This window comes from Rheinheimera sp., from assembly GCF_037442345.1.
Classification (GTDB): Bacteria; Pseudomonadota; Gammaproteobacteria; order Enterobacterales; family Alteromonadaceae; genus Pararheinheimera.
Genome location: NZ_JBBIQL010000004.1, coordinates 113,528 through 126,240, shown reverse-complemented (window position 1 = coordinate 126,240; position 12,713 = coordinate 113,528). Strand labels below are relative to the sequence as shown.

Genomic DNA, 12,713 nt, shown 5'->3' with positions numbered 1-12,713 from the left:
AAGCAGCAGGTTAACACTCAGAACATTTTGTCAGGCGCACCCAGGCCTTCCAGTTTTTGCATCATTCTGGCCAGCTCCACTTCATTGTAGGGCCGGGCCTGGTGCTTACCCCAAACGGGAGCAGGCCAGGCCAGATCGTCTTCGTAGCGCACAATATGATGAATGTGCAGCTGGGGCACCATATTACCAAGGGCAGCAATATTAAGCTTTTTTGCAGAAAATTTCTCTCGTAAAAAACGAGCCAGATGAGCACTTTCAACACAAAGCTGCTGCTGATCAGCTGCAGATAAATCAATAATTTCAACTAAGTCAGGCCGTCTGGGGATTAGGATCAGCCAGGGGTAATTGGCATCATTTTGTAATCTGAGCTGGCATAAAGGCCAATCGGCCAGCCACAGGCTGTCCCGACTGAATTCAGAGGCCAAATGAAAGTCTTCAGGCATCCAGAGGTGCTCCTGTTGTTGCCACTATACTGGCTATCTGATGATGTAATCTGTCAAGCAGCGGACGAACTTGCTGGTACTGCTGTTGCTTGACGGCCTGCTCGATCTGAGCGGTAAGCTCTGTCAGTTCAGGGAAGCCCATACTGCCGGCACTGCCTTTGATGCTATGCGCTTCATACTCCAGCCGGGACCAGTTTTTCTGAGTCCAGAATAATTCCAGTTGCTGTTCCAAGTGTGGCAGCTGCATTCTGAACTGCAGTTTTAGTTGCTGGATCACAGGGTCCTGCTCCAGTTGCTCTTTCAGCTGCTGCATGTCATCCGTTACTGTACTGTTCGATACCTGTTGGATCAACCGGACAAACTCATGATGCACAATAGGTTTTGCCAACACCGCCTGACACCCCGCTTTCAGGTAACGGGCTTTGTCTTCAGCCATCACATTGGCTGTCAACGCGATAACAGGGATCTGACAGCCCGCATGGCGCAACAACATAGTGGCTTCTTCCCCCCCCATTTTGGGCATCTGCATATCCATCAGTACCAAATCGAAATGCTCGGACAAGATCCGTTCTACCGCTTTGTGGCCATTGTCGACGATTTCACTTTGCAGCCCCATTTTTTGTAACAACAGCTGAATCAGCAACTGGTTATCCGGATTATCCTCCGCAACAAGGATACGCAAAGCACCGAGATGAACGGGCAGGCCTGGTTCTGCAGGCTCAGCCGGTTTTTGGGTAAATTCAGACACCAGACTCAGATGCTGATGTTCGCAGTTCATCCTGATTTCAAAACAACTGCCGACCCCTTTGACACTTTCCACCAGAATATCACCATGCATTTGCTGCATCAGGCGTTTGGAAATACAGAGGCCCAACCCTGAACCGCCAAAATGTCGGGTAACAGCGGCATCGGCCTGCACAAAAGGCTGAAACAAACGATTCATTTCCTGCTGGGTCATACCAATACCTGTATCTCGAACCCGGATCGATAACTGTTCCTGCGGCACCAAATAACTGACACTGATCACCACCTTCCCCTGCCGGGTAAACTTCACTGCATTGCTGGTCAGGTTTATCAGTACCTGGCGGAACCTCAGGCTGTCGACCTTCAGTATTTCAGGTAAGGGGAAATTGAGGTTCAGTTCAGCCTGCAAGCCTTTTTGTTCCGACTGCTGCCTGACAAGTTGAAAGGTATCGTCCAACAACGATGCTAAAGAGCATGGCTCTGTCAGCAGCTCCAGTTTGTCCGCCTCAATTTTAGACAAGTCCAGTACATCATTGATTAAAGCCAGCAGATGGTCGCCACTGCTACGAACCCGTTGCAGGTAATCACGTTGACGCTGAGGGTCCGTCTCTTGCAACGCTTGTTCGCTAAAACCAAGGATGGCGGTGAGTGGAGTGCGGATCTCATGGCTCATATTGGCCAGAAAAGCACTTTTCAGCCTGCTGGCCTGTTCCGCCACTTCCCGAGCCTGCACCAGTTGATGGTTGGTTTCTTCCAACTGACTATTGGCTTTGGCCAGATCCTGAGTCCGGCTGATCACTTTATCTTCCAGCTGTTGCTGATAAGCCCGTTCCCGCTCCCGATAGACCCGCAGCTGCCTGACCATCACGTTAAACGCGGCGAACATGTCCCCCATTTCATCCTGTTTTTGCACCGGTAGCAGAACCGTCAAATCCCCGCGCCCCACTGTGGTCTTTGCATTGGTCAGTTGTTGAATGGGGGTCAGAATAAAACGTGCCAGTACATAATAAAAAAACAGTGGCAGCCCTATCACAAAAATAAGGCTGAATACCGCAAATAACAGGGGTTTGTAACCCAGGTGCTGCCGCACCAGCTCTGGTGTTAAACCAAGCAGCAACTGATAAGGGCCATCCAGTTCGATGCCGGTGACGTACATACGTTGCCCTAACAGCAGGCTTTGTTCGTATTCAGAATGCCCTACACTCTGCTGCAATTGCTGAAAATTGGCGGGCCCAAATACACTGCCAATCAGCAACGGATTTTCTGCAAAGGCAATATTGGCCGAATTGCTGATAAACAGCGGCACCTGCTGCGGGGATTTCAGCTGCAGCAGCACTTGACGAAACAGGTTGGGTTTAATGACCAGCACCAGATAACCCCAGACCTTTTTAATATCATTGCCACTGTATCTGGCCTGATACAGTTTCTGCGCCACAAAAAGATTGATTTGATCCGAGCCGTACTCAGTCGACAAAAAAAAGCTCTGATCGCCAATCATCGATTGCAATGAGGAGAAATATTGGTTGCGCAGCCGGTTGGCGTCCTTCAGTTGCTGATCCAAAGGTAAACGCAGTTGGTAATCGCCATTCAGACGAACAAACTTGACACCAGCAACATCAGGGTTCACCGAACGAAACTGCTCAAACATGTCGATCACTGCCGTTTCGGTGTCTGCGTCCCCGGCCAGATAACGGCTGACAGTTTGTTGCTGGCTCAGCAACGCCAGTGCATCCTGATAATGTTTTAACCCAAGCACCCAGTGTTGCCGGGCAGCATTGAGCTGTTTTTGACTTTGGGCAAACAACTGCTGCTCATAGTAGCGGCTGCTGTAGTGGTAAGACAAATAGCCCAGAAATAACAAAGGCACGACCATCACTGGCAGCATATACACCACTAATGTTTCGCGTAACCTCATGAATACCCTGGGTAGTTCAACCGTCGTCCTGAAAGAAGACAATCAGCATACAAAGAGCCTGCTGGAACTACAAGCAAATAAGGCCTGATACAAGTACAGACGCCATCTGACTGCAGTTCCTGCACAATCAGGAAAACACAAACTTAGCGACAAACACCGCCGTTAATACCCAGACACTCAGGCTGGTTTGTGACCAACGGCCGGTCATGGCACACAGCAGTGTGTAGCTGATAAACCCCATACCTATGCCATCTGCAATGGAAAAAGTCAGTGGCATCATCACCAACACCACCACTACAGGTACAGCTTCTGTGATCTCATCCCAACGCACATGCTGCAAACTGCTGAGCATCAGGGTCGCCACATAAAACAAAGCTCCTGCCGTGGCATAAGCAGGCACCATAGCGGCCAGCGGTGACAACCAGAGCGCGGCCAGAAAACAGGCCGCCGTCACTACCGCTGTCAAACCTGTGCGGCCACCGGCAGCCACACCAGCTGTGCTTTCGACATAACTGGTTGTCGTGGATGTGCCCAGCAGCGAGCCGGCTATAGTGGCAGAGCTGTCTGCCAATAAAGCCTTATCCAGCTGCGGGATCTGGCCATTGGCTTTCATCAGCCCGGCACGCTGACTGACAGCCACCAGAGTGCCTGACGTATCAAACAGATCCAAAAATAACAAACTGAGGATCAGCGGGATCATCGCCCATTGCAGCGCAGCGACGAAATCCAGCTGCAGAAAAGTCGGTGTCAGACTTGGCGGCATCGCGACCAGACCGTGGAACTCCACATCACCACGCCATAAGCCAATCAGACTGATCAGCAAAATGCTGATAAAGACCGCCGCCTGTTGTTTACGATGCGCCAACGCAAAAATCAGGAAGAACCCAAAAATAGCCAGCAGCACCCGAGGGTCATGTAAATCCCCCAATTTCACCAGGGTCGCTGGGCTTGCCACTATCACTGCCGCCGTCTTTAATGCGATCAGCGCGAGAAACATGCCAATACCGGCGGCAATGCCCATCTTCAGCGCAAAAGGAATACTCTGAATAATCCACTCCCGGATGCGGAAAATACTGAGCAATAAAAACAACACCCCAGAGCAGAACACGGCCGCCAGCGCGGTCTGCCAGGCATACCCCTGCTCCAGCACTATCACATAGGTAAAAAATGCATTCAGCCCCATACCTGGTGCCAAAGCCACCGGCAAATTCGCCAGCAACCCCATCAGGATAGAACCAAAAGCAGCAGCCAGACAGGTGGCCACAAAAACAGCCCCAGCATCCATACCGGCTTGCGCCAACATACTGGGGTTAACAAACAGGATGTAACTCATGGCCATAAAGGTGGTCAGACCCGCAACCAGCTCTTTTTTTAATGAGCTTTGGCGCTCACTGATACGAAACCAGCGGTCCAGCAAAGATTTCATTGAACTTTCTCACTATCTTCAAAGGGTTATAGCATAGCAGCCTGGACGGCGACTGCAGCATCAGAAATGCAAAACCCGGAGTCAGAGCTCCGGGTTTTGTATGCCTTCGATTAACGGCAGTACAGCGCTGCCAGTGCCTGCACCGGTGCCGCTGAAGGTTTGCTGTGTTGCCAGTCGCCCCCATCCACGCCACTGCCAGCAATATCAATATGGCAATAAGGCACTGGCTGCTCTGATGCCAGCGCATGCTGATCCAAGCCTGAGGCCGCCACTAAAAATGCCATAGGGAACTGATGACCCCGTGGTGTCACGGAGGAAGGTGCGTTGTTGCAGCTTAAAATATCGTCGGCACAGCTGCGGCCTTTGATAAAGCTGAAGTCTTCGCGGCGGCTGCGTGAGATTTCACTTGGGTCTGCCCACACATCCCCCACCTGCGCCAACTGAGCCGACAACTGTTGCTGCCGCGCGGCACCGTTTTCAACCAATGCACTGTAAGGCCCGACAGCGCGGGCCGCATGACCTGTTAACGTCGCGATGGAAAACAAAACCGGATTCACAGCCGTTTTGGCCTCTTCCCGCAAATGGGATAGCAGGTCGGCCAGCACCAGGCGGCCTTCCGCATCCGTATTGCCAATACGGACCCGTACACCTGCATGGCTTTGGATAATTTCGTCCGGCACAAAGGCATCTGCCCCAATGCTGTTGCGCACAGCACCAATTTCAGCAACGACTTTTAAGCCTTTTGGCCTGAGCAAGGCGACAGTCTTTAAAAAGCCTGCCACTGCAGCGGCGCCACCTTTATCCCGGCTCATACCCGCCATGGCACCGCCGGTTTTTAAATCGGCGCCCCCTGTGTCATACACCAGGCCTTTTCCGGCAAACAACAAGGTCTGTTCGATTGGACCTTCCCCTTGGTATTCCAGACGGATCACTGCAGGTTTATGGCGTTCCACCTGCAATGAACAGCGGGCCACCGCCATCAGCAGCGGATAATCCTGGTTCAGCTGCATCACATCCGTTTGCACTGTCACCGACACTGCAGTGCCGGCAAACGCCTCGACGCAATAATCAGCAAAGCGGCGTGGTGCCATACGCTCAGGCTCAGTACCACACAAGTCGCGCGCCAGACGTTTACCTGCTTCCACTGCATTCAGGTAGTCAGCCTCTGCGCTGCTGATGCCCACCACACCAATCTGGTGCACAGGTTCCACTTTACTTTCACCCAGCGCCTCACGGCCTTCCAGCGGCTGCCATAAGGCCTGGCAAGCCCCAAGGTAAGCAACAGCCTGAGCCTGTGCGAACTCCTTTGTTTGCGGCGCCAGCACCAGTAATAAAGGCGAACGGGCGCCTGCAGCTTTGGCCTGAGTCACAGCTTGCTTCGCGGCATCCGCAAAAGCACGTACGTCATCGTAATCCCGGTGCAGTGGTCCTGTCGCTGCTAAAACCAGCCGCCCGCCCGGTGCTACATCGGTCTGACACAACACAGTTTCTTTGCCAATACGCCGGTCAATCTGTTGCAAAGCAGTCACAGCGGCCTGCAGTTTTTCCGTAGCTAATGCGGAGAAGTCTTCAGCCACCACTAACAATGCGTCCCACTGCGGCTCTGTCAGGGCTGACGTTAAATCAGCAACCGCCACTGGAATTGGAAATGCCATAATTCGATACCCCATAAATAAAAAGACCTGCAAGCAGGCAGGTCATTCAGAAAAAACACCGGTGATGTTCTGTAAGCAGACCATCACTGCAGTATCAGATAATTTTGTTTTGCTGCCACTCTTGTTCTTTACGTAAACGCTCTTTGCGTCGTTCGCACGGCGTATCGCAGTCGCAGGCTTTTTCAATCCCTAAAGCACCTAAGCCACCACAGCTACCCGCTATGGTTTTTTGTTGCAGTATATAACCCACCGCCATGGCAAGGATCACCACCAGCAGCACCACAAAGGTCAGAATATAAATTTCCATACCACACCTGAAGGGAGATAAAACTGGCGCGCAGTGTAACACAATTCAGCCGGCTGATCTGCCGCCTTTGTTTGCGCTGCCCGCACCAGCCGCCGTCAAACAGATAAACAAAAGCCAGCATCACGCTGGCTTTTGCAGAGGTCGCTGTGGCTTTAACCGCCGAAGTCATCCAACAGAATGTTGTCGTCTTCTACGCCTAAATCTTTCAGCATATTGATCACCGCTTTGTTCATCATTGGAGGACCACACATGTAGAACTCACAATCTTCTGGCGCTTTGTGGTTCTTCAGGTAGTTCTCATAAATAACGTTGTGAATAAAGCCGGTGTAACCCGTCCAGTTGTCCTCTGGCTGAGGATCAGACAAGGCCACATGCCACTGGAAGTTGTCGTTTTCCGCCTGCAGCATATCGAAATCTTCCACGTAGAACATTTCACGTTTGGAACGGGCACCGTACCAGAAGGTGATCTTACGTTTGGATTTCAGGCGACGCAGCTGGTCGAAAATATGCGAACGCATCGGTGCCATACCAGCACCACCACCGATAAATACCATTTCTGCGTCGGTGTCTTTGGCGAAGAACTCACCAAATGGGCCAGAAATAGTTACTTTATCACCGGCTTTCAGACTCCAGATGTACGACGACATCTTACCGCATGGCAACGTCAGGTTGTTTGGTGGCGGCGTCGCGATACGCACGTTCAGCATGATAATGCCTTCTTCTTCCGGATAGTTCGCCATGGAGTAAGCACGAATGGTCGGCTCATCCACTTTTGATTCCAGCGTGAAGAACTTAAAGCGCTCCCAGTCACCGCGGTATTGTTCAGGAATATCGAAGTCCGCATACTTCACATGGTGAGCAGGAGCTTCGATTTGAATATAACCACCGGCACGGAACGGCACAGACTCACCGTCCGGAATAGCCAGCTTCAGTTCTTTAATAAAAGTGGCTTTGTTATCGTTAGAAATAACAGTACAGGCCCACTTTTTAATACCGAAGATTTCCGGCTCCACTTCGATGTCCATGTCAGTTTTTACACTGACCTGGCAAGCCAGACGACAACCTTCACGGCGTTCTGTTTTGTTCAGGTGGCCCATTTCGACAGGCAATACGTCACCACCACCGGCGTGAACGTGCACGCGGCATTGACCGCATGAACCACCACCACCACAGGCTGATGACAGGAAAATTCCTCTGTCGGCCAGAGCGCCAAGTAATTTGCCGCCGGCTTTGGTTTTGAGCGCCAGACTCGGATCACCATTAATGTTGATGGTAATGTCACCTGAAGATACCAGTTTGGCTTTGGCAGCCAGGATCATAACGACCAGGGCTACAACCAACAGGGTGAACATTCCAACGCCAAGATATATCTCTTGCATTGATCTTTCCTTTTACAGCAATTACTTACAGCGATACGCCAGAGAAGGACATAAAGCCCAGTCCCATCAGGCCTACCATGATAAAACGTGAACCCAAACCACGCAGACCCGCAGGGATATCCGCGTACTTCAGTTTTTCACTCACAGCCGCCATCAGGGTAATAGCCAGAGTCCAGCCAATACCACTACCTAAACCAAACACCACACTTTCACCGAAGGCATAATCACGCTCAACCATAAAGGCCACAGCACCGAAAATTGCACAGTTTACTGTGATCAGAGGCAAGAAAATCCCTAAGGCGTTGTAAAGCGCAGGTACGTATTTGTCGAGGAACATCTCAACAATCTGTACCAATGCTGCAATCACACCGATATAAGTAATAAAGCCAAGGAAGCTTAAATCCGCTTCTGGCAAACCAGCCCAAGCCAAAGCACCAGGAGCCAGCAGGTTGTGATACACCAACTGGTTTACAGGGACAGATAACCCGAGAACGAAGGTCACCGCTATACCTAAACTGAAGGCCGTTTTAATCTGCTTGGATACGGCGATAAAGGTACACATACCCAAAAAGAAGGCCAACGCCAGGTTGTCAATAAAGACAGCGCGAACGAATAAACTTAAATAATGTTCCATGTCAGCCCCTCTTACTTCTCTTGCTGTTCAGGGCGGAAGGTCCGCAGAACCCAAATAAACAGGCCGATGATGAAAAATGCACTTGGCGGCATTAACAACAGACCCATTGGCTGATACCAGCCACCAGCACTGATGAGTGGCAGAATTTCTACGCCGAACACAGTGCCTGAACCAAAGAGTTCACGGATAAAAGCAACGATCAGCAACAGCACACTGTAGCCCAGACCATTACCAATACCGTCCAGGAAACTCATGCCAGGACCTGTTTTCATCGCATAGGCTTCAGCACGCCCCATCACGATACAGTTGGTAATAATCAGACCAACGAATACCGACAGCTCTTTGGCCACATTGTAGGCAAAGGCTTTCAGGATTTGATCGACCACAATCACCAAAGACGCGATGATGGTCATTTGCACGATAATACGCACACTTGAAGGTATGTGATTACGGATCAATGAGATAAACAGGTTAGAGAATGCAGTTACCAAAGTAAGCGCAATCCCCATTACCAAAGCTTTATCCATTTTGGTTGTTACAGCCAGGGCTGAACAAATACCTAACACCTGCAATGCAATTGGGTTATTCGCAAAAACAGGCCCAAACAGGACGGTTTTAATTTCTTTTGCACTAGCCATTGTTTAATGCTCCATCACGAACTTTCGCCAGGAACGGGGCAAAGCCCTTGGCACCAGTCCAGAAATCAAAGGTATGTTGCACACCATTACTGGTCAGAGTGGCGCCAGACAGACCATCCACTTCAGAGGCTGAAGCTGGGTTGGCATTGCCTGGTTTCAGTACTTTGATTGCTGGCTGACCTGCGTCATCCAACAGTTTTTTACCAACAAATTGAGCCACCCATTTCGGGTTCTGAATTTCGCCACCCAAACCCGGCGTTTCGCCATGTTCGTAGTAATTCAACCCTTTAATGGTATTGCCGTCTTTGTCCAACGCCAGAAAGGCATGCATGGTTGACCATAAACCGTAACCATGAATAGGCAGAACGATGGCAGACAATTCACCTGAATCCACACCGTTGTTATAGGCAAAATACACAGGTGCTATATTGGCGCGGGATTTGATAGACGCCAGATCTTCAGCCCCCTCCAGCTTAACGCTGCTAGCCGGGTCTTTCATCGCTTTGCGGTATTCATAACCAGCTGGCTTTTCAACAAAGTCACCCGTATTCAGGTCTACATAACGTTCCTGAATATGCTTGCTGTACAGATCTTTGATATCAGTGCCAGACAACAGGCCGGTCGCAATCAGAATATTCTTCTGGGAATCCAGCAACTTGTTTTCAGCTTGCTTCGGACGCAGCTGGACAGCCGCCGTCGCTACAAAAATAGCGCAAACCAGACACAGGGCAATCACCACAAAAAAGGTTTTGCCGATAGAATCGTTATTGCTAGACATTACGAGCAAGCCTCCGTTTGATGTTCGCCTGAGCAACCATGTAATCGAATAAAGGAGCAAACAGGTTAGCGAATAAAATCGCCAGCATCATGCCCTCTGGATAGGCAGGGTTCACCACACGGATCATCACAACCATAAAACCAATCAGAATGCCGTACGCCCACTTCCCTTTGTCAGTAAATGAGGCTGATACAGGGTCGGTGGCCATAAAGAACATACCAATGGCAAAACCACCCAACACGATATGCCAGTACCAGGGCATGGCAAACATGGGGTTAGTTTCAGAACCAATCAGGTTAAACAGGGTAGAGAACAGAATGGTACCAATCATGACACCGGCCACAATGCGCCAGGACGCGATGCGGAAGTAGATCAACGCCAGACCACCGATCATCAGCGCAAGGAATGAGGTTTCACCGACTGAACCCGGAATAAAACCGTAGAATGCGTCCCACCACTGTGCATTGATAGACCAGTCAGACACCTGACCATTGGCCGCATTAGACAACCAGGTAGCGCCTGCATAACCGTCTGCCACAGTCCATACTTTGTCGCCTGAAATTTCAGCCGGGTAAGCAAAGAACAGGAAAGCACGGCCAGCCAGAGCCGGATTTAAGAAGTTGCGGCCAGTACCGCCAAACACTTCTTTCGCCACAACCACACCGAAGGTGATACCTAAAGCAGCTTGCCACAACGGAATAGAAGCAGGCAGAATTAGCGCAAACAGAATAGAAGTGACGAAGAACCCTTCATTGACTTCATGTTTACGGATAGAAGCAAACAGAACTTCCCAGAAACCACCGACAATAAACACAGTAGCGTAAATCGGCAGGAACCAGCAGGCCCCGTACCACATTTTGCTGCCCCAACCCGATTCAGCAGTTAATTCACCACCAAAGGCCTGGAACAATGCAACCTGCCAGGTATCAGGCATACCAAAACCGGCCTGCAGCGCCAGAACGGACTGGTGGCCAATATTAAACATGCCAAAGAACAAAGCCGGGAATAACATCAACCAGACGAAAATCATGATCCGTTTCAGGTCAATACTGTCACGCACATGAGTACCGGTTTTATTCACCAGTCCAGGGGTATACAGAATGGTAGCCACAGCTTCATACAGGGCATACCACTTCTCATGTTTGCCGCCTTTTTCGAACTGCGGCTCAATCTTTTCTAAGAAATGCTTCAGACTCATTATATGCCTTCCTTCTGGATGCTGGTCAGGCAGCTACGCAGTGCTGAGGCGTAGTCGTATTTGCCTGGGCAGACAAAGCTGCACAACGCCAGATCTTCTTCATCCAGTTCCAAACAACCCAAGGCGACCGCCTCATCCACATCGCCAACCAACAGGTCGCGTAACAGCAGCGTCGGCAGAATATCCAGTGGCATCACCCGCTCGTAGTTACCGATAGGTACCATGGCGCGATCTGAACCGTTGGTCGAGGTCGTCATATTAAACAAACGTTTTGGATTCAAATGAGATAAATAAGCACGGGTGATGGAGAACTTGTCAGAACCAGGCATAGCCCAACCGATAAACTCTTTCTCATAACCTTCAGCCAGCACTGACACCTGAACATGGTAACGGCCGACATAGCCATGCACGCCCACCGCAGTTTTACCAGACAGCACTGACCCTGAAATAACCCGGTTTTGGCCTTCAGTCAGTTCACCTTGAGTCAGCTCAGCCAAAGATGCGCCAAGTAACGTGCTGATTAAGCGAGGATTTTTTACAACCGGCCCGCCTAAAGCAATCACACGGCTGCTATCCAGTTGGCCAGTTGCAAACAAATGGCCAATGGCGATCACGTCCTGATAACCGATATGCCACACCACTTTGGTGTAACTGGCCGCATCAAGGAAGTGAATATGAGTACCAGGCAAACCAGCCGGGTGCGGGCCATCAAACTCAGCCACCTGTACAGAAGGCACAGCAGGCACTGAACTGCCCGCTTTTTTGCACAGATACACTTTGCTGTTCAGGCGGGACAACACTGCCAGACCACGGCTAAAGTCATCGGCACGGCGGGCAATGATCAGCGCCGGATCGGCTGCCAATGGATTGGTATCCATCGCAGTGACGAAAATAGCACGAGCGTCACTGTCTACCGCAGGAATGGCACTGAAAGGACGGGTGCGGAAAGCAGCCCATAAACCGGACTGCTGTAAGTTCTTGCGAACCTGTTCACCGGTCAGGCTGGCCAACTGAGCCGCATCGTACTGGTCAAAACTGATGGCATCATCACCATCGGCCTCAATCACCACAGATTGCAGAACACGTTTGGCACCGCGGTTGATCTCTTTGACTGTACCGGCAACAGCAGCGGTAAATAAAACGCCAGGGTTTTTCTTGTCTTCGAAAAGCGCCTGACCTTTTTTAACACGATCCCCAACCTCAACCAGCATTGTGGGACGCATACCGACATACTCTTCGCCAAGTACAGCGACATGTTTGATGGACGGACCATCATGGATTTCTTGTTTAGGACTGCCCGCGAGGGGAATGTCCAATCCTTTTTTGATTTTTATCATACGTACTTGCACTACTTTAACGGAAAGAAACTGGGCCTGGTTTTTCGGCTACTTGCCTTCGCAGCGCATCCTGAAACAGTAATGACTGAGCGACAATCCCACCATTAGGACACACGTACCAAAGTCGCGGATTCTAGCACTATTGCCGCGGTCTATCTATGTTAATCAACAAATTATTCAGGCATTTCGGCCGACCGAAACCTAGTGTAGTCAACTTTGTCGGCTTTGCCTCTGAAGCGACCAAACAAGCAATCCAACT

At 50.6% G+C, this 12,713-nt stretch carries 11 protein-coding genes; all 11 read right to left on the bottom strand.

The features are described 5' to 3' along the window. Positions 1-17: 17 nt before the first annotated feature. Positions 18-443 carry an HIT domain-containing protein gene (locus WKJ04_RS03455; protein WP_337879130.1) on the bottom strand — a complete coding sequence of 142 codons (426 nt, stop codon included), beginning with the start codon at positions 441-443 and terminating at the stop codon, positions 18-20. Next, entirely contained in the window at positions 436-3,102 is a 2,667-nt protein-coding gene (locus WKJ04_RS03450) for an ATP-binding protein (RefSeq protein WP_337879129.1), read from the bottom strand. Before WKJ04_RS03450 ends, WKJ04_RS03455 begins: the two co-directional genes overlap by 8 nt. A gap of 127 nt (positions 3,103-3,229) precedes the next feature. Further along, the gene (locus tag WKJ04_RS03445; RefSeq protein ID WP_337879128.1) at positions 3,230-4,528 is read right to left on the bottom strand and encodes an NCS2 family permease; all 1,299 of its coding nucleotides are present in this window, start codon (positions 4,526-4,528) and stop codon (positions 3,230-3,232) included. 110 nt (positions 4,529-4,638) lie between these two features. Then, the gene (locus WKJ04_RS03440) at positions 4,639-6,183 is read right to left on the bottom strand and encodes a leucyl aminopeptidase family protein (RefSeq protein ID WP_337879127.1); all 1,545 of its coding nucleotides are present in this window, start codon (positions 6,181-6,183) and stop codon (positions 4,639-4,641) included. Positions 6,184-6,277: 94 nt separating this feature from the next. Beyond that, the gene (nqrM, locus tag WKJ04_RS03435; protein ID WP_337843062.1) at positions 6,278-6,490 is read right to left on the bottom strand and encodes a (Na+)-NQR maturation NqrM; all 213 of its coding nucleotides are present in this window, start codon (positions 6,488-6,490) and stop codon (positions 6,278-6,280) included. A gap of 152 nt (positions 6,491-6,642) precedes the next feature. After that, positions 6,643-7,869 (bottom strand): NADH:ubiquinone reductase (Na(+)-transporting) subunit F, encoded by a 1,227-nt coding sequence (gene nqrF, locus WKJ04_RS03430; RefSeq protein ID WP_337843061.1) that lies wholly within the window; start codon positions 7,867-7,869, stop codon positions 6,643-6,645. A 25-nt stretch (positions 7,870-7,894) separates the two neighbouring features. After that, a complete protein-coding gene (gene nqrE / locus WKJ04_RS03425) occupies positions 7,895-8,503 on the bottom strand; it encodes an NADH:ubiquinone reductase (Na(+)-transporting) subunit E (protein ID WP_337843060.1) in 609 nt (202 codons plus the stop codon). 11 nt (positions 8,504-8,514) lie between these two features. After that, the gene (locus WKJ04_RS03420) at positions 8,515-9,141 is read right to left on the bottom strand and encodes an NADH:ubiquinone reductase (Na(+)-transporting) subunit D (RefSeq protein WP_337843059.1); all 627 of its coding nucleotides are present in this window, start codon (positions 9,139-9,141) and stop codon (positions 8,515-8,517) included. After that, positions 9,134-9,919 carry a Na(+)-translocating NADH-quinone reductase subunit C gene (locus WKJ04_RS03415; protein ID WP_337879126.1) on the bottom strand — a complete coding sequence of 262 codons (786 nt, stop codon included), beginning with the start codon at positions 9,917-9,919 and terminating at the stop codon, positions 9,134-9,136. Before WKJ04_RS03415 ends, WKJ04_RS03420 begins: the two co-directional genes overlap by 8 nt. Further along, positions 9,912-11,117 (bottom strand): NADH:ubiquinone reductase (Na(+)-transporting) subunit B, encoded by a 1,206-nt coding sequence (locus WKJ04_RS03410; RefSeq protein WP_337879125.1) that lies wholly within the window; start codon positions 11,115-11,117, stop codon positions 9,912-9,914. Before WKJ04_RS03410 ends, WKJ04_RS03415 begins: the two co-directional genes overlap by 8 nt. After that, entirely contained in the window at positions 11,117-12,454 is a 1,338-nt protein-coding gene (locus WKJ04_RS03405) for a Na(+)-translocating NADH-quinone reductase subunit A (RefSeq protein ID WP_337879124.1), read from the bottom strand. The genes WKJ04_RS03410 and WKJ04_RS03405 overlap by 1 nt, the downstream gene beginning before the upstream one ends. Between the last annotated feature and the right edge of the window lie 259 nt (positions 12,455-12,713).